Source organism: Alphaproteobacteria bacterium LSUCC0396 (assembly GCA_041228345.1).
GTDB lineage: Bacteria > Pseudomonadota > Alphaproteobacteria > Puniceispirillales > Puniceispirillaceae > UBA3439.
In genome coordinates this window covers 522,014-544,986 of record CP166131.1, presented here as the reverse complement: position 1 = coordinate 544,986, position 22,973 = coordinate 522,014, and the positions used below count along the sequence as shown (strand labels likewise).

Genomic DNA, 22,973 nt, shown 5'->3' with positions numbered 1-22,973 from the left:
GTGCCTGTTAATGGTAAGCGCAATGGCACCAATTCAGACGTATGCTGCAGTCGCCGAAAAAGGCCTTATCTGCAGCAGAACAGAGGATCTTTTATCTAAATGGGCGGTGAGTGATGAGCCGTTATCATCTTTGGTTGCGCATTGGTTTGATGAAAAACGGGTCTCAACGCATACTTGGCAACGAAAAAATGACAGCATTGAGATGAAGGCAACACGCCACGGTGTCCCATATGAAACTAACACGTCGTCGATAAGTTGGACATTGAGCAACAACGGTCAAGAAACCAATATTTTAGTCGACCGCAAAACTGGTCGAAGGTCGGTCATGAGAGATGAAATAGCGGTTGTCTCTGTTGATTGTGAGTTATTTGACTCTGAAAAGGCGTTTCAGGAAAAATTGAAAGAAATAACAAAAAGCCTTCAGTCAAGTTATGACTCTGCGATTGCAAATCACAAATTGTAAGACCTTTAGAATTGGTGAAATTGTCGTATTGAAAGAAATCACTGACATTAATACAACAAATAGCCTGCCAACCAATCAAGTAAACCGCCCCCTTGAGACGCAAGCCCCTGCGCCCTGCGGCCCCACCCCCTCTAATCAAATCCAAACCTAACTCAGAAACATCCTCAGTAACCCCCCGGTTCGAGATCCGAGAGCGGAGGTTCCAGTCGCTATGTTGGAGAGGCTTGGCTCTTGGCCCTCGAAACTGGGTTCAGGCAAGGTTGCAGGCAAAGTTTTGATAGTTGACCATATGTGATGATCTGTTAAGCTATTGTTATAGCTAGATTCAGTTACTTGCTAGCGCAGGGGAAAGGCATCGAACCTCTTCTTGGCCGCACCATTTTCCTTCTGAAACCCGCAGAAAATATAGCGATATGTCCATTTTGTGCCCCTAGGGTCGTACAAATGGTCGTACTTTATGACGAAAGTTTCAGCTCCTTATTTGTAACGCAAATGCGGTATTTACTACCTTCAAAACCGCATTCCAACGGATCTTGTGCCGCATTATGGGAAACATTCTATCCAAAAATCGTTGAGAACGCGAGACCGAGCGCAAGCCGTTCGCATATCCAGTGATATAGTCCTGTCGCTTGAAAAAGAATGGCAGGATTTACGTTTTACTTTGCCAAAAGGTGTGGCCGCATCAGATTTCCTGAAATCAGGGATTCTACAGGTGCTGTTACTGACAGAGGCTGCCGATACTTGTTGTAAAATGAGGGGTAAGTCTGACGATAAACGGTTCTGTGGTTATGTAAGCCGAGTGGTAGCAGAGGTAGTGGCTGTTTCTGGAAACAAGTCTATCAAGGCCTATACTCGTGCTGATGCATTTCGGTTTAGCGATACACTTGTTGCCAGAGGGGTCGCGCAAGCCACAGTAAAACGGAATTTTGAGTGTATTCGCGCCATATGGAACTTCATCGCAACTGAAAATGCTATTGATGCAGTGAACCCCTTCTCAAACATGAATTATGGCAACGGCGCCAAGCCTGTTCGGCGTTTGCCCATACCGTATGAGCAATTGCGAGTTATTCAGGAAGAGTGCCGACGCAAAGATGACGAGATGCGTTGGTTAATAGCTGTTTTGTCTGACAGCCGTATGCGGTTAGCTGAAGCGATCGGTCTCACTAAGCAAGATATATCTTTGGATTGCAAAGTACCGCTTATAACGCTCACAGAGCGGCCTTGGAGGCCTCTAAAGACTGAGAATAGTCAAAGGCGCGTTCCAGCCGTTGGAGCCACTCTGTGGGGCATAAAACGCGCTCAAGCGTCTTCCGAAAGTGACTTTTTGTTTCCTCGTTATTTCTCACCGGAAGGCAATAAGTCGGACTACGCTAGTAATGGGTTAAATAAATGGCTGCGGCCGTTAGTTCCTGATGGCTGTGTTGTCCATTCATTCCGTCACAGTTTTCGCGATCGGCTCAGGGCTGTCGAATTTCCGCCGGACATCATTGATCAACTGGATGGATGGAAGACATCGGGCGTGGGTCAAAGTTATGGGGAAGGTTACGAAATCGAGATCACTAGTCGATGGATGCAAGCTATCGTCCTTCCAGCATCTGCGGCAGCACCACTGAGTAGATTTGAATAAGTCTTTGACGTAAAAAGGATACTAAATGTTCATTATACGACTGTTTTTATTGATAAAATTATTGATTAAGCGTGCTTTTTAAATCAATCTTGAGGTTCATTAACTGATGAGATGATCTCGATGAACGATGATGTGCGTGGCATTCTCTTTATTTTGGTTGGAATGTCACTATTCAGTGTTCAGGACATACTAGTTAGGCATTTGGCTGATGTAGCCTCACTACCCCAAATCATGACAATCAGAGGACTGATCGGCGGGTCAATTCTTATAGCGTTTTTGAAGCTAACGGGTCGTCCTATTTTATTTACTTCATCCTATCCAAAGCTAGCTTTATGCCGGGTCATACTATTTTTCTCTGGGTTTCTTTGCTTTTATTTTGCGCTCAGCGAAATGGGGCTAGCGGAGGTTACTAGTCTATTCTTCTTTAGCCCAATATTCGTGACGATAATATCAAAGTTTTTGTTCAAAAATCACATTGGTTTTCATCGTTTAGGGGCGGTTTTGACCGGTTTTGCAGGTGTTATTCTGATAGTGAAACCTAGCCCAAACAAATTTGAAATGATCGCTTTGCTGCCGCTTGTCTCGGCGTTCACATATTCGGTCTCAATGATGATAGCTAAATATACACGTGATAGAGACAGCGTTTGGCAGCAAATGATGCATTTGTATTGGGGTAGTTGCATCCTAGGGCTTGTCGCTTCAATCATAATCTCTCTGATAGGCCCAGATATTGGCACTTCAAAAAGCTATGCCTATCTGCTGCGGCCTTGGGTGATATCTGATTGGAATGCAATTTTAGCTATCTTGACCATAGCATGCATCGGAAGCTGCGGTATGCTGCTTCTTACAAGCGCTTACAGGATTTCAAATCCACCTGTAATTGCACCGTTTGAGTACGTGTTATTGGTGTTTGCGATAGTTAATGGTTATTGGTTGTTCGGTGAAATCCCAGACTACTTTTCGTTTGTTGGTATGACTTTGATCACGCTGAGTGGGATTTATATATTTTTCCGTGAGGGAGTTAAAAATAAGCCCATTGCGGTCAAAACAAGTTTAAGGACGTGACCATTTGTACGACCTAGGGGCATAAAATGGACATATCGCTATATTTTCTTTGGGTTTCAGAAGGAAAATGGTGCTAACCCTTCTCGGCCGCACCATCTCCCCTATATTTGCTGATCAATGCCAGCCGGTTGCTAACCGGCGGTGGGCGTGGGGTATTTGTTTCTTTTGCTGCGTGTAATTTGATCGCAGGGGTTAACCGGCAAAGGCCTGATTTCGCTAACGCTCAGCCTAATCGTCAAAATTGCCTAATCGCGGAAATTTTCATATTGCAGCGGCAGGTCGATATCCAGTGCCTTGATCATCGCCATAGTGGCCTGCAAATCATCACGCTTTTTGCCTGACACGCGAATTTCATCGCCCTGAATTGCGGCCTGCGTCTTCAGCTTGGCGCCCTTGATCGCCTTGACGATCTTTTGCGCAACCTCGCGATGCACGCCTTGTCGCACCAGCACCGTCTGGCGAACGCTATTGCCGCCAGCCTGTTCCGGCTTTTCAAATTCCAGCGCCTTGGTATCAACGCCCTTGCGGGTGAGGTGGGTGACGATCAATTCCTCAACCTGACGGCGTTTCAATTCATCATCGGCCTTGATCAGGATGGTCTCGTCGTTGCGCGAAACTTCACATTTACTGCCTTTGAAATCGTAGCGAACGTCCATTTCCTTGGTCACGCCAGCCAGCGCATTATCGACCGCGGTCGTGTCAATCTTACTCACAATGTCAAAACTAGGCATAGGGCAACCCTTTCGAAAGGTGATCGCGTGAACAGATCATCCGGTGATCATGTGGTGATGATAGCAAAAGCAGAAAAAAGGGGCAATGAAGTGACCCTTTCCATGCGTTAAAATGGTCGCGGCGATGATATTTTGTTTAACAATATTTTTCGGGGCCAACCCATTGACCGTCTGAATAGCGGTCGCCATGCGCCCAGCCGATTGGCAGCACGGTTTCGATCCGCGCCATATCATCGGCAGACAATGATTTCGCCGCGCCCTCGCAATGCTGGCGAAGGTGATCGGCCGACCTTGTGCCCGGGATCGGGATGATATGCGGGCCCTTATGCAACAGCCACGCTATCGCCAGCGCGGCGGCGCTCATGCCAAATTCGGCGGCCAATTTGCGGAAACCGGCGGTAGCCTCGATATTGGCGGAAAGGTTCGGTTCGATAAAACGCGGATTGGTCCTCAGCCATGCGCTGGCCGCGGCGCTGTCGGCGGAATGCGGCTTGTCGGTCAGCAAAGACCGGCCAACCGGCGAAAAGGCGACCAGCGATACACCCAATCCGGCTGTCGCCTGCACCAGCCCCATTTCCGGACTGCGAACCGACAGCGAATATTCCGATTGCACAGCCGCAACATCATGAATGGCCGCGGCCCGATAAAGCGATGTGGGGGCAATCTCGGAAAAGCCAAAACCGCCAATCTTGCCGGCCTTTACCATCGCCGCCAGCGTTTCGGTTACCTCTTCAATCGGGGTGTCGGCGTCGCGCCGGTGGATATAATAAAGATCGACATAATCCAGCCCCAACCGCGCCAGTGATGCGTCAAGCTCGGCCTGAAGATAGGCCGGACTATTGTCGATATAACGGCGCCCGCTTTCCTTGTCGACGGCGATGCCGGCTTTGGTGGCAATATGGAAAAGGCTGGTCTTTTGCGCCCCCTGCTTTGCCAGAAAACTGCCGATGACCGTCTCGCTGAGGCCGCCACCATAGACATTGGCGGTGTCAATGTGATTAACCCCCAAATCCAGTGCCGCCGTCATCACCTGATGCGATTCTGCCGCTGAGGTTTTGCCGTAAAAATCGGTAAAAGACATGGCACCAATGCCAATGGCGGATAGATGCGGGCCGGTTTTGCCTAATTGTCTTTTTTGCATAAAACTCTCCTCGGCTGGATACAATGGGCTGAATATGATGGGCTGGGCATTTTGGGCTGACAAGGGTTTAGGAGGGGCTGTTATCGCTGTGCCGCCAGAATGGCCTCACAAAATAGCCTTACAGAATGGCCTTGCTGCGATCATGCTCTTGCTTTGCTTTCTTGCCTTATCACTATTTCATGCGAGGAAACCGGCTTCAAGCCCTAAGCGGTGACAAATCTGTCGATGGCGGGTTTTGATGCCCAATATTATCGTCCAATATTATTGTCTTTGCCGCGGTGCTGGGTCAAACTATGACCAGTTTTCATCGCGATCATGCGGTGTCTTGGCGGTCTGTAAGTGGGCGTCTGGTTCAGGAAAGAGGTTAGTATGGGTAATAATGTGATTTTAACCGCAACAGACGGGCATCAACTGGATGCGTATCTTGCCACCCCTGCCGCAACGCCAAAAGGCGCGGTGGTGGTAATTCAGGAAATTTTCGGGGTGAACCCGCATATCCGCGAGGTCACTGACCGGTTTGCCGCGGCGGGCTATCTTGCGATTGCGCCAGCGCTCTTCGACCGGATTGGACCAGCAATCGCGCTGGCTTATAATGCTGATGGCGTTGCTGAGGGGCGGCGCCTGAAAGAACAGGCCGATGCAAATAGCCAAGATGATGTGAAGGCCGCGATTGATTTTGTGGCGTCTGCAGGCATGGTGGGGGCCGTTGGGTTTTGCTGGGGTGGATCGCTGGCGTGGCGAATGGCTTGTGATCGTGCCAGCGGCCTTGCTGCGGCGATCAGCTATTACGGCGGCGAGTTGCCGGCATTGGCGGGGCTTGAGGCGAGCTGTCCGGTAATGGCGCATTTCGGCCTGCTTGATGCGTCTATTCCCGAAGCGGGCGCGCGTGCCTTTGCCGCTGCCCAGCCGAATAGTGAAACCTATTTCTATGACGCCGGACATGGCTTTAATTGCGATCATCGCGGCCAGTATGATGCCGCGGCGGCGGCAACGGCGTGGAACCGGAGCATGGCGTTTCTGGAAAATCACCTTGCGTGATGTGCTTGTCCTTATCCGTCGTAATCCGGCGATTTTTGTCAGGCGATAATGACGCGGTTATGCCAACATAAAACTGAATAGCGACCGGTAAAAAAGCAGTTTAACCAAGGGGTGATGATGACCAAAGAGACCATGCGGCCGCATCCAAAAGGGCGTGATGCCTATCGCCACTTTACCAGCTTTGCCACACGCTGGCGTGATAATGACCAATATGGGCATATGAATAATGCGGTCTATTACGAGCTGTTTGACTCCGCGGTGAATAAATTCCTGATTGATTCGGGAATTCTAACACTTGCCGGTGATGAAACACTGTTTCTGGTGGCATCATCGGGCTGTGATTACTTCACTGAAGTCGCCTATCCGGATGATGTCGATGTTGGGATTGCAATCCGCCGCATTGGCAGCAGCTCGATCACATATGATGTCGGGCTGTTTCTGGCCGGTGCTGATACAACGGCGGCAACGGGGTTTTTTGTTCATGTCAACGTTGCCAGCGATGATCAGCGCCCCTGTCCGATTGATGCAGTAACCCGCGAGAAATGTGCGGCCCTGGTGGTTGGCGCTGGCCAGTCATGCTGATTGTTTTCGGGGCTTGGGCGCGCCTCCCGGGAAAGCGAAATCTATCGCGCTAGTCAAGCCCCTCGATGATGCGAATTTCACGCACCGCGCCATCGCCCAATGCCTCTAGGGCTGCGCCATAGCCGGGGCTGTCATGTGCCGTGATAGCGGCCTCAAGGCTGGGAAAGACACTGAGAACAGTGCGCTCGGCAATGCCGGCTTCATAAACCGCTTGGGCAACGCCGCGCGCCAGATACTGCCCGCCGCACGCCTCGACAGCGGGGCCTGCCAGCTTGGCGTAGGCTTCGACCTTGCTGATGTCAGAGATGCTATGATAGGTGGTGATCCAATAGGCTTTGGGCATTGACATTTCCTCTTAAAATACCGGAACAGCGATGGATTTTAGTGGCCTAGCTAGGCCGGCCGCTCGCCGATTACCGTGCAGCGTTCCATATAGCGTGGCTCATCATCAGGATAATCCATCACGGCATAATGCATCAGCGACCGGTTGTCCCAGATGAGCAAGTCCCCCTCGGTCCAGCGATGCCGATAGAGAAATTGTGGCTGGATCGAATGCTGATACAAAAAGTTAAGAATGGCGTTGCTTTCGGCCGGATCAAGCCCGTCGATATGCGAGGTGAACCCCGGATTTACAAACAGGCTCTTGCTGCCAGTTTCGGGCTTTGTGCGCACCAGCGGATGACGCGCCCGATTGCCTCCATCCATATCATTTTCAACAATCACCGGCTTGGCATATTGAGTGCGCGCGGCCATTTCAAAATCATGCCATGCATAAAGCGGTGCCAAAATGGCCTTCATGCCATCACTCAGAGCCTCATAGGCTGCGGCCTGATCGGCAAAGATTGTGTCACCGCCAACCGGTGGAATGGTTTTGGCGTGCAGCAGCGACGCCTGTGCTGGCCGGTCACGAAATGACACATCCGAATGCCAATAGGTGCCAGCCCCTTTGCGTCCTTTCGGTGCACCATCTTTGCCAACCTGATTGGACACCCGATAGATTTCCGGATGGTCGGGGTGAATATAGCGGCTTACCGTGTCTTGCAGAGGGCTTTCGCTCGGGTCACCAAAAAGCGGACCAAATTTTTTTGACAGCGCAATATGCTGCTCGCTCGACAGGGTCTGGCCATGGATCACCATCAGGCCGCCGGCATCGTTCCACGCGCCGACTAAATCTTGGGCAAGATTGTCACTGCATCCAGTGGCAAGATCGAGTCCAAAGATTTCTGCGCCAAATCCTTGGGTCAGTGGCTTAATTTCATAATCCATTGCAAGCCTCCATTAACCTCATAAATGACCAAGCCCCCATTCTTTAGGGGAACTATTGTTTGATTATCTGGTTACTCGGCCGCCTCGATGATACGGATTTCACGCACCGCACCCCCATCCAGCGCGTCAAGTGCGGCGCCGTAAGCCGCGCCATCATGCGTTGCAATGGCTGTCTCAAGCGAGTCAAACTCGATCAGAACCGTGCGCTCAAGCAGGCCAGCCTCATAGGCCTTTGTCGGCGTGCCGCGGGCAAGAAACCGTCCACCGCCAGCGCTAATTGCGGGCCCCGCCAGCGCTGCGTAGGCGGCCAATTTAGTTTCATCAATGACTTTCTGGTAGGTGCTGATCCAATAAGCTTTGCGCATTTCAAAATCCGTTTTGCCCGCATTCATAATAAAGCCAAACCTTCGGTTTTGCGGGATCAAAACCATGTCTGGATCACGAAAGAACATGCCATGTCGCGGCACACACCCTATGGATGTGTAAAAGTTTGGCAGGCGATCAAATGAATTACAACTGGAAAATATTTTGCGTGCCTAACCGATTTTGCTGTAATATATTTTGCAGAAATTAGTGCAGGTCATATCAATTTTTTTGATCTCTGATAAACTGATTATAAATATAATTTAGGCGAGGCTAGACTTTAAAAAATGCCATCTGGTAATCATTCAGATCAAATCATCCCGCATGTAGAAGGGTTTTTCCATACGGCAAGCAACACGATCAGCTATGTGGCCAAAGACCCGAATAGTAATGCCTGTGCGATTATTGATAGCGTGCTTGATCTTGATTATGCCTCGGGCACGATTGGCTATGCTCACGCAGATGCAATTCTCGATTATGTTCAAAAACATCAATTGGCGGTTGAATGGCTGATTGAAACGCATGTCCATGCGGATCATTTATCGGCAGCACCCTATATCCAGCAGGAACGCGGCGGGCAAATTGGGATCGCCCAGCAGATTGTCGAGGTGCAGGAAGCGTTTGGCAAAATGTTCAATGCTGGCACCGAATTTCAACGCGATGGAAGCCAGTTTGATGTGCTGTTTACGGACGGCAGCCAGTACATGATTGGTGAAATGCCGGCCTATGTCATCCATACGCCCGGCCACACGCCGGCGTGTATGACCCATGTTATTGGTGATGCAGCTTTTGTCGGGGATACATTATTCATGCCAGATGGCGGCACCGCACGCGCCGATTTCCCGGGCGGGGACGCGGGCCAGCTTTATCGGTCGATCCAGAAAATTCTGTCGCTTCCCGATGATACGCGTATTTTTGTTTGCCATGATTATGGCCCCGGTGGGCGTGCGGTGGCATGGCAGACGAGCGTTGCCGAAGAACGTGCAAAAAACATCCATATTGGTAAAGGTGCCAGCGAGGCAGATTTTGTTGCAATGCGCACAAAACGCGACGCGACTCTTGCCATGCCGACGCTGATCATGCCGTCAATTCAGGTGAATATGCGAGCCGGTCATATGCCAGCAAGCGAGCCTGATGGCGGCGTTTATCTGAAAGTTCCCATTTCAGGGCTAAAGCCTAGAAAATAATCCTGATCTTGTTTTCAGCGGTGCCAGATGACTGTTTTCCGCTGGGTTTTTTCGACAAAATATTGTTACCAAAGGAAAATAAATGACTATTGCATGGGCAAGTTTTACCCCGCTTAGCGCGTTTCTAGGCGGCTGTCTTATCGGTCTTGCGGCACTCTTGCTGATGGCATTTCAAGGGCGGGTAATGGGCATAAGTGGCATTCTTGGTGGGCTGTTTGGTGCCACGTCATCAGGTGACCGCACCTGGCGGTTAGCATTTTTATTAGGCGTTGTCGGCGGCCCGATTGCGTGGCAGGCAGTCATCAAAGCGCCGATTGTCTGGCAGGCCTTTGCCGCTGGCCCGCAATTTTATATTGCGGCGTTTCTGGTTGGGCTGGGGACGGCGATTGGATCGGGCTGTACATCAGGGCATGGCATTTGTGGGCTTGCCCGCTTTTCGCCGCGTTCATTCGTTGCCGTTATGGCCTTTATGACAAGCGCGGTGGCAACCGTCGCGATCGTCAATCATATATAGTCGGCAGCGGGGGTGATTATGACACGTTTGATAACAGCCGTGGTTATTGGCGCTATCTTTGGCATCGGCCTTGCGATTGCTGGCATGCTAAATCCGTCTAAAGTCATTGGTTTTCTTGATATTTTTGGCGATTGGGATCCGTCTCTGGTGTTGGTTATGGGCGGCGGTGTATTGGTAAATGCCATAGGTCTGCGTTTTGTGCTAAAGCGGAAAACGCCAATCCAATCGGCAAAATTTTTGCTGCCAACCGCGTCTAGAATTGACAAGCCGCTAGTTCTGGGCAGCGTGATTTTCGGAATTGGCTGGGGGCTTGCCGGGCTTTGCCCGGGGCCGGTGGTTGCCAGTTTATTGCTGAACGGCACGGCGATGTTACCATTTTTCGGTATGCTGATTGCCGGATTGCTGGCTGGCCGCATTATAATGCGGCGGGTTGGGGCGTGACATCTGGCCTAGATCAGGCGCTGGTGCTATCTTTTTCCAAGGCATAATATATGCCCGAAAACCTTATGGTGCAGTCTTTTAAGGGGGATTGTGAAATGGAACCTGATTACGACGCGCCGCTGGATTATTTGCCGCGGATCAAGAGCTATTATATCGGCCTCGGCTATGGCAAGCCCTATGAATGGGCGAGGCTTGATGATGTGCCGTTCACCCGCCTAAATAAGCCGCTTTCTGGGGCGCGGATTGGCATTGTTACGACCGCGTCAATCTTTGATCCGGCGAATGGTGAGCAGGGGCCGGGTGCGCCCTATAATGGCAAGGCGAAATTCTTTCGCTGTTATGCTGAACCGATTACACCTTTTCCTGATGTCAGGGTCGCGCATATTGCCATTGACCGAGCGCATACAACCGCTAGTGATATGGCAAGCTATTTCCCGCTTGCTGCGTTACAGCGGCTTGCCGAGGCTGGGTATATTGGCGGGGTATCACCAAATTTCTATGGGTTGCCAACCAACCGTTCCCAACGCGTAACCACGCAAACAGATTGCCCGGAATTATTGTCATTATGTAAGGCTGATGCAGTTGATGCCGTGGTGATGGTGCCAAATTGTCCGGTCTGTCATCAATCAATGGCGCTGGCAGCGGCGCATCTGGAGGCGGCTGGAATTGCAACGGTGATTATGGGCTGTGCCCGCGATATTATTGTCTATGTCGGGGCGCCGCGGTTGCTGTTTAATGATCTGCCGCTTGGCAATGGTGCGGGTCTGCCCCACGACCAGCCATCACAGGATCTTGCCGCAAAGATGGCGCTAGACCTTTTGCTGGAGGCCAGCGAGGCACGCACCATTAGGCCATCGCCGCTAAAATGGGCGGGGGCGGCCGACTGGAAAAAAGATTATTCCAATATTGCGCTATTGTCGGATGCAGAAATTGCCCGTTTGCGTGCCGAATTTGATGCGGTGAAAAAGGACGCTGCTAAATTAAAAAAGGCGCTTTAGCGCGGGTTTTTATGTGATGTTGCGCGATATGACTAGTCGAGTTTCTTGATCTCGGCTGCCAGTGCTTTCGCCGCGCCACTGCCCGGTTCCATCATTTTCAGCAATGCCTGCCATGCGGTACGCGCGGCATCATTATCTCCAGACAGGCGGGCAAGATGCCCTTCGAAAAATAATGTTTGCGGGTTGTTTGGTGCGATCGCCTTGGCAGCGGCAAGCGCGGCGCTTGCGCGTGTTATATCGGCGCTTGTGTTACCAGTGGCAAGAATAAGCTCCAGCAGGCTTAGCTGAATATCAAGGTCATCCGGTGCCGATTTTGCCGCCTTGGCTAGGGCTTCGAGCGCGGCCTCGCTTTTGCCCAATACATCATAGGCGCGGGCAAGGCGAACCCAGCCATCAGTGTCGTCAGGTGTTTCGGCAAGCCGGTCCTCTAGTCGCTTTACCATGCTGGCGATCATCTCATCGCGTTCGGCCTCGGTCATATTCGCCGCATTGGCGATATCCTCGGCATCTGGCCCTGACGGCATGCCACCAGTGGCTTGATTTCCGGTTTGGCTTGCGGGCAAAGCGATATCACCAGCCTCGGCGGCGCGCTGTATATTCTCGCGCACGAGTGCAACCCACGGCGCATCCGGGTTTGATACGACCAACAATGATTGCCATTGTTGGATAGAGGCGGCGTATTCGCCATCTTGAAACGCTGCCAGACCGGCAAGAAATAGGGCTCGTGGTTCCGCCGGATCAGCCGCAAGCACGGTTTTTATCAATGCGCGCGCCGGAATTGTCACTTGACCATCGGCGGCACGGCTTAACGCCTCGGCAAGCATTGAGGTGATGGCAATGTCGCCGTTGGTGATGTCGATGCCGGTGCGCAAGGCGCGAATCTCGGTTTCGCTATCACCAACATTTGCCGCCGCCTGTGCCAACATTAACCAAGCCTCGATATCTTGGGGGGCTTTTTCGGTTGCAGCGATGGCATCGCGAAGCGCATTGGCCGCGGCGTTCTGATTTTCATTTGCGCCAGCCTTGGCCGCGGCAATTTCGGCGGTCCGGCTGGCAAAAGGCCTGTCCGGGCTGTCAGGATTACCAATGCCAAGATAAATCCCCAGCGACAGCACCGGCACCAGCAAGCTGGCAAGCACCGATGGCCATGTCAAAATTGAGTTACCAATGGTCGTGAGCCGGTCCATCTCGGCGCTAAGGCCAAGTAACCGCCGGTCAATATCGCGGCAAGCGCTGGCATAATCATCGGTGCTGATATTGCTATCGGCACGCTCTTGGTCGGCGCGCTGACGTTCGGCCTGCAAAAGATCAATTTTCCGATATATAATCTGGGCTTGCTCGCCCGGCGCCACCTGCGGGCGGCCGCGCTGAATGATCCATAGAACCAGCCCTGTTAGACCCAATGCGATCACGATGGTGCCGGCAATAACCGGCAGGTTGGCAAGTGACAAATTATTCAGGATTTGCGCGGTCATGTTTTTGGCTCGTCCCGGTCATTGCGGCTTGCTAGCAGTTTTTCAATTTTTGCCCGCTCGCTTGCGTCGAGCTCATTTACGTCTTCAATGCCGCGCTGGCGGCGTGCCACCAGCACAATCACCCCGCCAAGCATTATAAACGCAAATGGCGCAAGCCATAGAAACATCGTGGCTGGATCAAGGGGCGGGTTTAGCAAAACATAATCACCATATTTCTGGCGCAGTTGATCAATAATCGCATCATCACTATCGCCTGCAGCAATCTGACTGCGGACTTCACGTCGCAAATCACGGGCAAGATCGGCATCGCTATCGTCAATTGATTGATTCTGGCAAACCAGACAGCGCAATTGCTTGGAAAGATTGCGCGCCCGCTCTTCAAGCTGGGGGTTGGCGAGCATTTCCTCGGCGGTGATTGCGTTTGCCGCTGTCGTGACGATGGTATTTGGCAAAAAGCTGGCAAGCAGCAATCCCAACGGCAAAATGCTGACAAGCATAAGATGGCGCGTTCGGTTTAGACTCATAATCATGATCCAAGTGCCTCTAGCGCCGGAATGATGGTAGTATCAATGACGCCCCTGGTCAGCGGGCCAGCATGACGCAGTTTCACCACGCCATTCGCATCCAGCAAATAGGTTTCTGGCACGCCATAAACGCCCCATTCAATGCCCATTCGCCCATCCGTATCCATGCCGATCGCCCGAAATGGGTTTCCATATTGTGCAAGAAAGCTGTTCGTGTCCTCGCCGCGATCCTTGTAGGCTATGCCCATAATTGCGACGCGTTTCGACAACATTTCGAGGGCTGCTGCTTCGGCGCGGCAAGGCGCGCACCATGAGGCAAAGAAATTTACCAGCAAGGGCTGCCCCCTGAATGCGGCAAGCTGGACCATGTTATCACCAGCATCATTTGGCATTAGGCTGGCAAGGTTTGTGCGCGGCGCTGATTTGTTCACAAGAACCGATGGCAGTTGCGCTGGATCACGGCTTCCCGAAAGGGTGGCATAAAGTGCCACAGCGCCAACCAACGCCAAGATGCCAAAGGCCAAAAGCGGTAATAGAAATGACAGGCGAACCTTGCTCATTATGCACCCCCGCCTGATGCTGGTATCGCGCGTGTTGATCCATGGCCGTGGCTGGTTTGCGTGGCTGTGGTACGGTGCCGCCCGAACGCCGCGATCAGCCCGCCAAACGCCATTATTACGGCACCGCCCCAAATCCAGCTGACAAGCGGTTTGTAATAGAGCCGTAACGTATAGCCGATTTTGTTATCACCATCGCCGAGCACAGCATAATCATCACCGCGCAAAGTTGGCCGAATTGCGGCCTCAGTTGTAGTTTGGCGTTCAGCGTTATAGACGCGCTTTTCAGGCGTTAAAACGGCGAATAGCTTGCCTGATTGATCGCGATATTCTAGCTGCGCCGCCAAGGCTTGATAATTTGGTCCTTGAACCTGTTTAACGCCGGTAAAGGTTACGTTGCGGTCGGCAATCTGGATTACATCACCCGGTTTTGCCCTGACTACCTGTTCGCTGTTAAACAGAATATCGCCAACCGCACCAAGCATAAAAATAACAATGCCAAAATGTGCCACCCACATCCCGATAACGTCATTTGGAACACGCCGCGCGCGGCCAACGATACCAGCGCCTTCATGCGGTTTAAGCTGCTGCCAGATATCAGCGCCAATGCCCGCGCCCAACCAGCCGATCAGGCCAAGTGCGACCAGGGCGCCGATGCTAAATCCGGCGGCAAAGGCCGATACAAGGATAGCGGTAATGCCTGCCCCAGCGGCAGCCGTGATCAGAACTGCGCGTAATCGCGCTGTTTTTCCGCGCCGCCACGCCATCACCGGTCCGATCGCCATAATCATCATCAATAGCGCCATAACCGGGTTAAACGTTGCGTCGAAATAGGGCGGTCCAACCGTAATGCGGGCACCGGTAACCATTTCCAGACCAAGCGGATAAAATGTTCCAAGAAGAACAATCGCAGTTGCCACAACAAGCAGCATATTATTGGCTATCAGCCCGCCCTCGCGACTGGTCAGGCTGAAATCTGCGGTGGTGACGAGCTGTGGCCCGCGCCATGCGTAGAGTGCTAGCGGGATACCGACGGCAAACAGCAAAATTACCAGCACGAAAACACCACGTGCCGGATCAGAGGCAAAGCTATGCACCGAGGTCAACAGGCCCGAACGAACGATGAAAGTGCCAACCAGCGATAGGGAGAAAGCCATGATCGCCAACAGCACTGTCCAGCTTTTTAACTGGCCGCGTTTTTCAACAACAATCGCCGAATGCAACAGGGCGGTCGCCGCCAGCCACGGCATGAGTGATGCGTTTTCGACCGGATCCCAGAACCACCAGCCACCCCAACCAAGCTCATAATAAGCCCACCAACTGCCAAGTGCGATGCCGCAGGTCAGCGCGCACCATGCCGCCATAATCCATGGGCGCATCCATTTCGACCACAGCCGATCAACCTCGCCACTGATCAGTGCCGCAACAGCAAACGCGAACGCCATCGACAGGCCAACATAGCCAAGATAAAGCATCGGTGGGTGAATTGCCAAACCCGGATCCTGCAAAATCGGATTCAGGCCTTTGCCATCCAGCGGGGCCGTGTCCAGTCGTAAAAACGGATTTGAGGTAAAGAGGCTAAAAGCCAGAAAGCCGGTGCTGACCAAACCTTGAACGGCAAGAATGCGGGCTTTGAGAGCCATCGGCATGGCGCGGCCGCCAAGCGCCAAAACCCCGCCGTAAATCGCGAGGATCAAAATCCACAGCAGCAACGAGCCTTCGTGATTGCCCCATGTGCCGGATATTTTATAGATCATTGGCTTGGTTGAATGCGAATGATTAGCAACAAGCGCAAGCGAAAAATCAGAGGTGATAAAAGCCCAGACAAGTGCGCCAAAAGAAAACGCAACGGCCAGCATGACACTGATCGCTGCCGCCGGCGCAATTAGCATTGTGGCGGCATTGCCGCGTGCCGCACCGATTAACGGCAAAACCCCCTGAGCAAGGCTGAGTACAAACGCGGTAATTAACGCAAAATGTCCAAGTTCGGTAATCATGGCATCAAGCAGCTTTCTGTTAACAGGGGGCGCGCATCCAGACCAACAGCCTCACGGAATTGGCAAGAGCCTAGCATAAGATTGCCTCCGGAAAAATGCCAGCGCGTCCAACCTGCCACCGCCAAGACGATATGTCGCACGCCCCCCTTCGTATCAGCGGGGGGTGCTGGCAGTCACCTGCAAATCGTTTAGAAATGCCCATAAAATAGCCAATAAAGAAATACCGGAACGGTGATGCTGGCAAATAGCGTGCTGACCAGAATGGCCGATGCGGTGCGTCCGGTGTAGGCACCGTAATGATTAGCCAGCATAAATACATTGGCAGCAACCGGCAAACAACTCGACAGAATGGCAACCTTGATCCATAGCGGGTCTTGTCCAGCCATGCCCAAAAAGAAAAACGCAACCAACAGCGGATGGATAATCAATTTTAGCAGGGAAATGGCAGTCACCTCTGCTGCGGCGGCGCGTACCGGCTGACCATATAGCGTGGCGCCTAGCGCAAATAATGCCACCGGTGCAGCAGCCCCGGCCAGAAGATTGCCGAATTGTTGGGGTATCTTGGGCAATGGCAGGCCAGATGCCGAAAATAGCAATCCCGCCATCACCGCTAGAACCAGCGGGTTGCTGAGCATGGTGATAAAAATACGCTTAATAACCGGAAAAACACCGCCATCTTTGCCCGCAACAAAACAGGATGTCAGGGCCAGCAGAACAATTGTGTCGGCAAACAGGATCAACGCCATGGGCAGTGCCGCTGCATCGCCAAAGGCAAGGATCGCCAAAGGAATTCCCATATAGCCATAATTTGGATAGGCAACATTCAGCCCAAAAATGCCGCTTTCCAGACGCTTTAGGCGAAATAGCCAATAACCGATGGCAGCCGCAGCCAGATACATGATGATTGTGGCGCTTTCGTAACGCCAGACAAATCCCCAATTCAGGATGCTTGACGGCTCGCTTGCCGATACCTTTAAGAACATATAGGGCGGTAGCGTCACATAAAAGGCAAACCGCGACATGGTTTTTGCGCCAGCGATATCAATAAAGCCGATCGCGTGGGCACCAAACCCCAAAAAGATCAGTGCAAAAAATGGGATCGAGATATTTAGAACGTCAATCATCTAAAAAATTCGCTATTTCAATTTATATTTTCTAGCACGCTCGCGGCCAGCCTGACCATTAGGTAACGGGGGTTTGCGCCGGTTTATCGGGCGTGTCTGGCCTCAAGGCTTGCTTTTAGGGCATAATAGGCCTGTTGCCCACTATCAAATGCTTGTTCTATCCGCGGCCCACCAAGCCAGTCACCCGCAATTGCGAGTTTTTGATCGTCACTCAGCCGGGCGGCAGTTTCTGGCGTCGCCCGGCTGACTTTTGCATAGCGCCAGCGATGCGCGGCGGCGTTAAGGATATTGCCAAGCCTATGTCCGGTAATGTCTTGCCAGAGGGCGGTTAGCTTTTCGATCACCTCTTGCGGATCGTCCTCTAGATGCTGCTGGCTCCATGCGCCGCTGGCCTGAATGGTCATTGCCGGCCGGATCTGATTAGCGGCGATGCTTTGAGGCTTTTGCCGAGACGTCTCGAGCGCAGCGAACTGGATACCGGCCGCTTCATCACGCAGCGGCATTGGCGCTATGCCGTCGTCATTTTCGAGGCCAAGCATAATTGTCCAGCATGGGTCGTAAGCGGCCAGACTGGCGGTTGCCGCAAGCCCGGGATAAAGTGCCGCTAATAATCTGGCGCTTTGCGGGGCCGGCGCGGTGACAATTGCTTGGCGGCCGCAGGCAACAAGACCATCCATGTCAAAAAAGCCGATCCCATCGCCGTGATGGGCAATGCTGGTGATTTCGGTTTGCTGGTAAATATCGAGATCTTTGGCGATGAATTGCGCCAAGTCGCGCATCGTCGGTGCGCCGATTTGAACAGTTTTATCCGGGCTAATTTGCCAGTCGGTAAGGCAGCCTAATTGCTGGGCACGGCCAAGCAAGCTGGCAAATACAGTGCCTTTCGCGGTGACGAACTGGGCCCCATGGTTGAAAACAAAGCCATCTTTCCGGCGCGTGGCGACGCGTCCACCAAGGCGTCGCCCCTTATCAACGAGCATAACCTGTTTTCCATCATTTTGCGCGCATTGTGCTGCGGCAAGCCCGGCCATGCCGCTGCCTAGAATCATCAGATCAAACATAATGGGATCAGGCAAGTTTGATCCGGCTGGGGTGAATTTTGGCGTTAATCTGGACACGGACGGCCTTTTCTCGAAATCAAATAGCTTAACACGATCCCCCATCTGGTCTAGCCTTCGCACCGGCGATAGGGCCCGGGCTGGGCAAAGGGGCAATGGCGATGACCAAAGGGGCGTTTCGTGAACGGTATTATCACAGATTTCTCTGATCTTACATGAAAAGCCAAATTCGTTTTTCATCCTATCTTGGTATTGATTGGTCGGGGGCAAAGGCAAAGCACCATCAAGGTCTGCAAATTGCCGCGGCAATGCCGGGAGTATCGGTGCCAATGCGGGTTGCGCCGCCATTAACAAAATATTGGTCGCGCCAGCAGGTTTTTGATCATTTGTCCGCAATGGCCGATGCCGCCACAGGCGATGCGCCGGTTCTGGTGGGAATCGATTTTGCGTTTGCGCACCCTTTTGTCGATCAAGGCGAATATTTTCCCGGTGCCGAAAATGCACTAAACAGCATACCGGCCAGCAGACCGGCCAGCGCAAACACGTTGTGGGCGCTGGTTGACGAGGTGAATGAAGGACAGCCCGATTTATACGGTGGCTCGATGTTTGCGCATGATATATGGGGCGCTTATTACCTGTCGCCGCCAGATTATCAGGCAGATCATTATGCGAGCCGCCGCCGCATCACCGAAATAGCCGCCCGTAACGCCGGGCGCAGCCCATCGCCGACCTTTAAGGCCATTGGGGCGGATAATGTCGCAACCGGATCACTGGCTGGAATGCGCTTGCTGCACCGGTTGCGGCAAAGGATGGGCCGCCGTTTGTCAGTCTGGCCGTTTGACGATATTATTGCTGGTGTGACCGATATGGTTCTGGTGGAAATCTTTCCCAGTTTTTACTTTTACCGGCTTGGTATGGTGCCAGCGAAAAAAGCCGCAGCAGATCCAGCGTTTTTAGGTCGCGCGCTGGCCCAATATGACAGCAAAGCGGTGCCGGCTGATTTTATCGCCAACGGCAATGACGCTGACGAGGCGGATGCCATCATTGCGGCGGCGGCATTACGGTTTTTTGCTAAAAATTCGGGCTTTGAGTTGCCGCAGTCATTGGCAATGGCGGCGCGCTATGAAGGCTGGATTTTTGGCGTTCCTTATCAGGCCATTGACCAAGCGATGAAGCCAAGCTTTTAGCCAAGCTTTTGACCAGTCTGGTACCGCAATGGCGGTTCTGGCAAACGCGTTATTTTGTCTATTTGCATTCGGGTAATGCCAGGCCTATATATGGACAGGTCAGAGGACGGTCTGGTGCCGCGCCTTATGCAAGGAGGGTTTCATGTCATCTTTATTGCCACATATTGATCCTGACGGATTGCTTGAATATTCGGTGGTGTTTACCGACCGCTCGCTAAATTCAATGTCCAAGTCATTTCAGCGCGTTATGAACGACATTTCTGTGTCGCTGAAGACCGCCTATAACGCCGATGCGGTGGTCGTGATCCCGGGTGGCGGCACCTATGGTATGGAATCGATCGCGCGTCAATTCGCCGGTGACCAGCATGTGATGGTAATCCGTAATGGCTGGTTTAGCTTTCGCTGGTCGGAAATTCTTCAAAAGGGCAAAATTGCGGCCAGTACCAAAGTGCTTGCAGCACGCCGTGAGGGCGGGGTTTCCGGCAGCAATCAGCAAGAGCCTTTTGCACCGGTACCAATTGACGAGGTGGTCGCCCGTATCGCCGAGGATAAGCCTGCGGTCGTGTTTGCGCCGCATGTTGAAACATCGGCAGGAATGATGCTGCCGGATGATTATATAAAGCAGGTTACCGCGGCGGTTCATGCGGTTGGCGGTTTGTTTGTGCTGGATTGCGTGGCGTCGGGGACGCTGTGGGTGGATATGAAGGCGCTTGGGGTTGATGTGCTGTTAAGCGCGCCGCAAAAAGGCTGGAGCGCATCACCATGTAGCGGTCTTGTCATGCTGTCCGAGGCGGCAATAGCCCGGATGGGTGAGACCGAATCCAGCAGCTATGTTTGTGACGTCAAAAAATGGCACGCGATCATGCAGGCTTATGAAAATGGCGGTCATGCCTATCACGCGACCATGCCAACCGACGCGTTGGCGGTGTTCCGTGATACCTTGCTTGAAACACAGGAATATGGCTTTGCAAAGGTGCGTGATGAGCAGATCGCGCTTGGTGCCGAAATTCGCCAGTTGCTGGAAAGTCGTGGCTTTCGTTCGGTTGCGGCGAAAGGGTTTCAAGCCCCCAGCGTTGTGGTTAGCTTTACCGATGATGATATGATCAAGAATGGCAGCAAATTTGCCGCTGCCGGCGTGCAAATTGCCGCTGGCGTGCCGCTTGAGTGCGGTGAAGGCCCAGATTACAAGAGCTTTCGCATCGGACTTTTTGGCCTTGATAAACTGCATAACATCGACCGCACAGTGCGCAATTTTGAGGCCGCGCTGGATCAGGTGGTTGCGTAACCGAAATTTACCCGGCGTGTCATCATGGGGCTTGCCATTTTGGGGCGTGTCATCATGGGGATTGGCATAATGCCAGCTTGGCCTTTCGGGTCAGCCGTTTGATGGCAATTTCACGTTTGCTTGCGCTCGAGCGATCAGCCGATGCCTCGCTATAGACCAGCCTGACAGGGCGCCGCGCCGCAGTATATTTGGCGCCAGTGCCATCATTATGGGCGGCAATTCGTTTTGACAGATCGTTGGTGATGCCGGTGTAAAGGCTGCCATCGCGGCATTTCAAAATGTAAATCTGCCAATCCATAAAAAGCATCACTTATCGCAAGGGTTTTGCGATATCATACTGGACAAAGACGATTTTACCAGCCTGCTTTGGTTAAGCTTTCTGGCGCATCACCTGCTAACATAACCTGCGCGATAAGGTCGTGTCGGACAGATTTTGAGGGTTTTGGATTTGCGTATGGTTCGAGCGAGTTTGCGATGACGGCCAATGCTGTTGTGAGCGATGTTGATGTGATTATCATTGGGGCCGGGGCGGCGGGTCTGATGTGTGCCAGCACGGCAGGGTTTCGGGGGCGGCGCGTTCTGCTGATTGATCATGCGACAAAGCTGGCTGAGAAAATTCGTATTTCGGGCGGTGGTCGCTGTAATTTTACCAATCTTTATACCGCGCCAGAGGCGTTTTTATCGGCCAACCCGCATTTCTGTAAATCGGCACTCCGTCAATATAGTCAGCATGATTTCATCGCCCTTGTTGAACGCCACAAGATCGCCTATCACGAGAAAAAGCTGGGTCAGCTATTTTGCGATGACTCGGCGCAGAATATCATTGATATGCTGGTGCGTGAATGTGATCAGGCCGGTGTTGATTTGCAGATGGGGCTCAAAATTCACGCCGTTGACAAGCTGGAAGACGGGTTTCATGTGAGGGGTGATCATGGGATTTTTAGGGCGCAATCATTAGTTGTGGCGACCGGCGGCCTGTCGATTCCAAAGATTGGCGCGACCGGTTTCGGCTATGATATTGCCCGTCAATTCGGGTTAAAGCTGCGCGCACAGCGCCCGGGGCTTGTGCCGCTTGTGTTTGATCAAGATGTACTAAGCCGTTGCAAAACCCTGTCGGGTCTGTCGGTCGAGGCCGAGGTTAATTACCGCAACACCGCATTTGCCGAGGGACTGTTATTTACGCATCGCGGCCTATCCGGCCCGTCGATTTTGCAGATTTCATCCTATTGGCAAGAGGCAAATCCTGTCGCGGTAGATCTTGCCCCGCAGCATGATGCAACAGCACATTTGCTGGGCGGTAAAGCCAGCCAGCCGAAGGCCGATGTTACGAGTTGCCTTGCTGAGTTGGTGCCAAAACGGCTGGCGGCGGAATTATGCGATCTTGCTGGGGTGGCTGGCCGGTTGGCCGATCGCAGTGATAAGCATTTGCGCCAGCTTGGCCAGATGGTCAATGACTGGCAATTAGTGCCAAGCGGAACCGAGGGGTATCGCACCGCCGAAGTCACGCTTGGCGGTGTGGACACGGACGAATTATCATCCAAGACAATGCAGGTGAAATCGGTTGATGGCCTTTATTTCATTGGCGAGGTGGTCGATGTAACCGGCCATCTTGGTGGGTATAATTTCCAATGGGCGTGGTCGTCTGGCTATGTTGCCGGCCGGAATGCCTGATTATTGGGATACTGATCGGTGGTTTGGGTTATTCGACCGGGCCCCAGTTCTTGGTCTCGGGGTCATAGTAAAACAGGCTGCCCTCGCCAATATTGTTCCACAAACCGTGGATTGACAGGGTCTCGCCCTCCACAGCCTCACGCACAAACGGAAAGCTCATCAGATTGTCTAGGGATACCACCACGCCTTCACGTTCCAGCGCGACGATCTGTTCTTCGCGGGTGCCGTTATCTTTAATGCGTTCATAGCCAGGGCGCAGAATATCCATCCAGCGGCCAACGAAACTCGAGCTTTGCTCAAGTTCCGGAGCAGCGCCCGAACACATTTCATAACACCCGTGCACGCCGCCACAGCTTGAATGTCCAAGCACAATGATATGCGCAACCTTCAGCGTCGTTACCGCATATTCGACAGCAGCCGAGGTGCCGTGATGATCACCATCGGGCAGATATGGCGGTACCAGATTGGCAATATTGCGGTGAATGAAGAACTCGCCGGTATCCGAGCCAAAAATTGCAGTCACATGAACACGGCTATCACAGCAGGAAATGACCATCGCGCGGGGGTGCTGACCCATATCGGCAAGATGGCGGAACCAAGCCTTGTTTTCCTGATATTTTGTTGCTTTCCAGCCAAGATACCGTTGGGTCAGATAGGTTGGAAGTTGCGTTGCCGCCAT

25 protein-coding genes are annotated in these 22,973 nt (G+C 52.5%); 12 read left to right on the top strand and 13 right to left on the bottom strand.

What is annotated here, in order from left to right:
• The first annotated feature begins 22 nt into the window (after nt 1-22).
• The 3 genes from AB8881_02735 to AB8881_02725 all read left to right on the top strand — a co-directional run bounded on the left by AB8881_02735 (nt 23) and on the right by AB8881_02725 (nt 3,155).
• Complete coding sequence (locus AB8881_02735; GenBank protein XDZ63816.1) at nt 23-463, top strand: hypothetical protein; 441 nt, start codon at nt 23-25, stop codon at nt 461-463.
• Between the two features lie 499 nt (nt 464-962).
• On the top strand, nt 963-2,090 hold the full coding sequence (locus tag AB8881_02730; protein ID XDZ64498.1) for a DUF6538 domain-containing protein: 1,128 nt from the start codon (nt 963-965) through the stop codon (nt 2,088-2,090).
• A gap of 120 nt (nt 2,091-2,210) precedes the next feature.
• On the top strand, nt 2,211-3,155 hold the full coding sequence (locus tag AB8881_02725) for a DMT family transporter (protein XDZ63815.1): 945 nt from the start codon (nt 2,211-2,213) through the stop codon (nt 3,153-3,155).
• A 245-nt stretch (nt 3,156-3,400) separates the two neighbouring features.
• Here the strand turns inward: AB8881_02725 and AB8881_02720 are convergent, their stop codons facing one another.
• Nucleotides 3,401-3,886, bottom strand: a complete 486-nt coding sequence (locus tag AB8881_02720; protein XDZ63814.1) for a YajQ family cyclic di-GMP-binding protein — start codon at nt 3,884-3,886, stop codon at nt 3,401-3,403.
• Between the two features lie 136 nt (nt 3,887-4,022).
• Entirely contained in the window at nt 4,023-5,027 is a 1,005-nt protein-coding gene (locus AB8881_02715; GenBank protein ID XDZ63813.1) for an aldo/keto reductase, read from the bottom strand.
• Between the two features lie 369 nt (nt 5,028-5,396).
• Here AB8881_02715 and AB8881_02710 point away from each other — a divergent pair, with 369 nt between their 5' ends.
• Nucleotides 5,397-6,065 (top strand): dienelactone hydrolase family protein, encoded by a 669-nt coding sequence (locus AB8881_02710; protein ID XDZ63812.1) that lies wholly within the window; start codon nt 5,397-5,399, stop codon nt 6,063-6,065.
• Nucleotides 6,066-6,179: 114 nt separating this feature from the next.
• A complete protein-coding gene (locus AB8881_02705; GenBank protein XDZ63811.1) occupies nt 6,180-6,647 on the top strand; it encodes an acyl-CoA thioesterase in 468 nt (155 codons plus the stop codon).
• Nucleotides 6,648-6,696: 49 nt separating this feature from the next.
• Here the strand turns inward: AB8881_02705 and AB8881_02700 are convergent, their stop codons facing one another.
• The 3 genes from AB8881_02700 to AB8881_02690 form a co-directional block, all read right to left on the bottom strand.
• Nucleotides 6,697-6,990: a DUF1330 domain-containing protein gene (locus AB8881_02700; GenBank protein XDZ63810.1), complete on the bottom strand. Its 294-nt coding sequence runs from the start codon at nt 6,988-6,990 to the stop codon at nt 6,697-6,699.
• A gap of 50 nt (nt 6,991-7,040) precedes the next feature.
• Complete coding sequence (locus tag AB8881_02695; GenBank protein XDZ63809.1) at nt 7,041-7,913, bottom strand: TauD/TfdA dioxygenase family protein; 873 nt, start codon at nt 7,911-7,913, stop codon at nt 7,041-7,043.
• Nucleotides 7,914-7,984: 71 nt separating this feature from the next.
• Nucleotides 7,985-8,278 carry a DUF1330 domain-containing protein gene (locus tag AB8881_02690; GenBank protein ID XDZ63808.1) on the bottom strand — a complete coding sequence of 98 codons (294 nt, stop codon included), beginning with the start codon at nt 8,276-8,278 and terminating at the stop codon, nt 7,985-7,987.
• 285 nt (nt 8,279-8,563) lie between these two features.
• Here AB8881_02690 and AB8881_02685 point away from each other — a divergent pair, with 285 nt between their 5' ends.
• The 4 genes from AB8881_02685 to AB8881_02670 all read left to right on the top strand — a co-directional run bounded on the left by AB8881_02685 (nt 8,564) and on the right by AB8881_02670 (nt 11,416).
• Nucleotides 8,564-9,463, top strand: a complete 900-nt coding sequence (locus AB8881_02685; GenBank protein ID XDZ63807.1) for an MBL fold metallo-hydrolase — start codon at nt 8,564-8,566, stop codon at nt 9,461-9,463.
• 82 nt (nt 9,464-9,545) lie between these two features.
• Nucleotides 9,546-9,977, top strand: coding sequence for a YeeE/YedE family protein (locus AB8881_02680; protein ID XDZ63806.1), 432 nt, complete (start codon nt 9,546-9,548; stop codon nt 9,975-9,977).
• Nucleotides 9,978-9,995: 18 nt separating this feature from the next.
• On the top strand, nt 9,996-10,418 hold the full coding sequence (locus tag AB8881_02675; GenBank protein ID XDZ63805.1) for a DUF6691 family protein: 423 nt from the start codon (nt 9,996-9,998) through the stop codon (nt 10,416-10,418).
• 95 nt (nt 10,419-10,513) lie between these two features.
• Nucleotides 10,514-11,416, top strand: coding sequence for a glycine reductase (locus tag AB8881_02670; protein XDZ63804.1), 903 nt, complete (start codon nt 10,514-10,516; stop codon nt 11,414-11,416).
• Between the two features lie 32 nt (nt 11,417-11,448).
• Here AB8881_02670 and AB8881_02665 read toward each other — a convergent pair whose 3' ends face one another.
• From AB8881_02665 to AB8881_02640, 6 genes are all read right to left on the bottom strand, one after another.
• Nucleotides 11,449-12,891, bottom strand: coding sequence for a tetratricopeptide repeat protein (locus tag AB8881_02665; protein ID XDZ63803.1), 1,443 nt, complete (start codon nt 12,889-12,891; stop codon nt 11,449-11,451).
• Nucleotides 12,888-13,415, bottom strand: coding sequence for a cytochrome c-type biogenesis protein CcmH (locus AB8881_02660; protein ID XDZ63802.1), 528 nt, complete (start codon nt 13,413-13,415; stop codon nt 12,888-12,890). The genes AB8881_02665 and AB8881_02660 overlap by 4 nt, the downstream gene beginning before the upstream one ends.
• Nucleotides 13,416-13,417: 2 nt before the next feature.
• Nucleotides 13,418-13,975, bottom strand: a complete 558-nt coding sequence (locus tag AB8881_02655) for a DsbE family thiol:disulfide interchange protein (protein XDZ63801.1) — start codon at nt 13,973-13,975, stop codon at nt 13,418-13,420.
• Complete coding sequence (locus AB8881_02650) at nt 13,975-15,969, bottom strand: heme lyase CcmF/NrfE family subunit (GenBank protein ID XDZ63800.1); 1,995 nt, start codon at nt 15,967-15,969, stop codon at nt 13,975-13,977. The genes AB8881_02655 and AB8881_02650 overlap by 1 nt, the downstream gene beginning before the upstream one ends.
• Nucleotides 15,970-16,157: 188 nt before the next feature.
• A complete protein-coding gene (locus AB8881_02645; GenBank protein ID XDZ63799.1) occupies nt 16,158-17,093 on the bottom strand; it encodes an AEC family transporter in 936 nt (311 codons plus the stop codon).
• A gap of 83 nt (nt 17,094-17,176) precedes the next feature.
• Nucleotides 17,177-18,256 carry an NAD(P)/FAD-dependent oxidoreductase gene (locus AB8881_02640; protein XDZ63798.1) on the bottom strand — a complete coding sequence of 360 codons (1,080 nt, stop codon included), beginning with the start codon at nt 18,254-18,256 and terminating at the stop codon, nt 17,177-17,179.
• A gap of 110 nt (nt 18,257-18,366) precedes the next feature.
• Here AB8881_02640 and AB8881_02635 point away from each other — a divergent pair, with 110 nt between their 5' ends.
• Complete coding sequence (locus AB8881_02635) at nt 18,367-19,338, top strand: hypothetical protein (GenBank protein XDZ63797.1); 972 nt, start codon at nt 18,367-18,369, stop codon at nt 19,336-19,338.
• 142 nt (nt 19,339-19,480) lie between these two features.
• A complete protein-coding gene (locus AB8881_02630) occupies nt 19,481-20,623 on the top strand; it encodes an aminotransferase class V-fold PLP-dependent enzyme (protein ID XDZ63796.1) in 1,143 nt (380 codons plus the stop codon).
• Nucleotides 20,624-20,675: 52 nt separating this feature from the next.
• Here AB8881_02630 and AB8881_02625 read toward each other — a convergent pair whose 3' ends face one another.
• Nucleotides 20,676-20,921 carry a GIY-YIG nuclease family protein gene (locus tag AB8881_02625; GenBank protein ID XDZ63795.1) on the bottom strand — a complete coding sequence of 82 codons (246 nt, stop codon included), beginning with the start codon at nt 20,919-20,921 and terminating at the stop codon, nt 20,676-20,678.
• A 176-nt stretch (nt 20,922-21,097) separates the two neighbouring features.
• Here AB8881_02625 and AB8881_02620 point away from each other — a divergent pair, with 176 nt between their 5' ends.
• On the top strand, nt 21,098-22,294 hold the full coding sequence (locus AB8881_02620; protein ID XDZ63794.1) for an NAD(P)/FAD-dependent oxidoreductase: 1,197 nt from the start codon (nt 21,098-21,100) through the stop codon (nt 22,292-22,294).
• Between the two features lie 28 nt (nt 22,295-22,322).
• On the opposite strand, the gene AB8881_02615 is transcribed toward AB8881_02620, so the two are convergent.
• Nucleotides 22,323-22,973: a carbonic anhydrase gene (locus AB8881_02615; GenBank protein XDZ63793.1), complete on the bottom strand. Its 651-nt coding sequence runs from the start codon at nt 22,971-22,973 to the stop codon at nt 22,323-22,325.

Excerpts from the sequence above, each read along its gene's own strand:
- AB8881_02715 (XDZ63813.1), bottom strand. The coding sequence starts at position 5,027 with ATGCAAAAAAGACAATTAGGCAAAACCGGCCCGCATCTATCCGCCATT.
- AB8881_02700 (XDZ63810.1), bottom strand. The coding sequence starts at position 6,990 with ATGCCCAAAGCCTATTGGATCACCACCTATCATAGCATCTCTGACATC.
- AB8881_02680 (XDZ63806.1), top strand. The coding sequence starts at position 9,546 with ATGACTATTGCATGGGCAAGTTTTACCCCGCTTAGCGCGTTTCTAGGC.
- AB8881_02665 (XDZ63803.1), bottom strand. The coding sequence starts at position 12,891 with ATGACCGCGCAAATCCTGAATAATTTGTCACTTGCCAACCTGCCGGTT.
- AB8881_02650 (XDZ63800.1), bottom strand. The coding sequence starts at position 15,969 with ATGATTACCGAACTTGGACATTTTGCGTTAATTACCGCGTTTGTACTC.
- AB8881_02670 (XDZ63804.1), top strand. The coding sequence starts at position 10,514 with ATGGAACCTGATTACGACGCGCCGCTGGATTATTTGCCGCGGATCAAG.
- AB8881_02725 (XDZ63815.1), top strand. The coding sequence starts at position 2,211 with ATGAACGATGATGTGCGTGGCATTCTCTTTATTTTGGTTGGAATGTCA.
- AB8881_02710 (XDZ63812.1), top strand. The coding sequence starts at position 5,397 with ATGGGTAATAATGTGATTTTAACCGCAACAGACGGGCATCAACTGGAT.
- AB8881_02660 (XDZ63802.1), bottom strand. The coding sequence starts at position 13,415 with ATGAGTCTAAACCGAACGCGCCATCTTATGCTTGTCAGCATTTTGCCG.
- AB8881_02735 (XDZ63816.1), top strand. The coding sequence starts at position 23 with ATGGCACCAATTCAGACGTATGCTGCAGTCGCCGAAAAAGGCCTTATC.
- AB8881_02675 (XDZ63805.1), top strand. The coding sequence starts at position 9,996 with ATGACACGTTTGATAACAGCCGTGGTTATTGGCGCTATCTTTGGCATC.
- AB8881_02720 (XDZ63814.1), bottom strand. The coding sequence starts at position 3,886 with ATGCCTAGTTTTGACATTGTGAGTAAGATTGACACGACCGCGGTCGAT.
- AB8881_02640 (XDZ63798.1), bottom strand. The coding sequence starts at position 18,256 with ATGGGGGATCGTGTTAAGCTATTTGATTTCGAGAAAAGGCCGTCCGTG.
- AB8881_02705 (XDZ63811.1), top strand. The coding sequence starts at position 6,180 with ATGATGACCAAAGAGACCATGCGGCCGCATCCAAAAGGGCGTGATGCC.
- AB8881_02690 (XDZ63808.1), bottom strand. The coding sequence starts at position 8,278 with ATGCGCAAAGCTTATTGGATCAGCACCTACCAGAAAGTCATTGATGAA.
- AB8881_02645 (XDZ63799.1), bottom strand. The coding sequence starts at position 17,093 with ATGATTGACGTTCTAAATATCTCGATCCCATTTTTTGCACTGATCTTT.
- AB8881_02615 (XDZ63793.1), bottom strand. The coding sequence starts at position 22,973 with ATGGCGGCAACGCAACTTCCAACCTATCTGACCCAACGGTATCTTGGC.
- AB8881_02685 (XDZ63807.1), top strand. The coding sequence starts at position 8,564 with ATGCCATCTGGTAATCATTCAGATCAAATCATCCCGCATGTAGAAGGG.
- AB8881_02625 (XDZ63795.1), bottom strand. The coding sequence starts at position 20,921 with ATGGATTGGCAGATTTACATTTTGAAATGCCGCGATGGCAGCCTTTAC.
- AB8881_02695 (XDZ63809.1), bottom strand. The coding sequence starts at position 7,913 with ATGGATTATGAAATTAAGCCACTGACCCAAGGATTTGGCGCAGAAATC.
- AB8881_02630 (XDZ63796.1), top strand. The coding sequence starts at position 19,481 with ATGTCATCTTTATTGCCACATATTGATCCTGACGGATTGCTTGAATAT.
- AB8881_02620 (XDZ63794.1), top strand. The coding sequence starts at position 21,098 with ATGACGGCCAATGCTGTTGTGAGCGATGTTGATGTGATTATCATTGGG.
- AB8881_02635 (XDZ63797.1), top strand. The coding sequence starts at position 18,367 with ATGAAAAGCCAAATTCGTTTTTCATCCTATCTTGGTATTGATTGGTCG.
- AB8881_02655 (XDZ63801.1), bottom strand. The coding sequence starts at position 13,975 with ATGAGCAAGGTTCGCCTGTCATTTCTATTACCGCTTTTGGCCTTTGGC.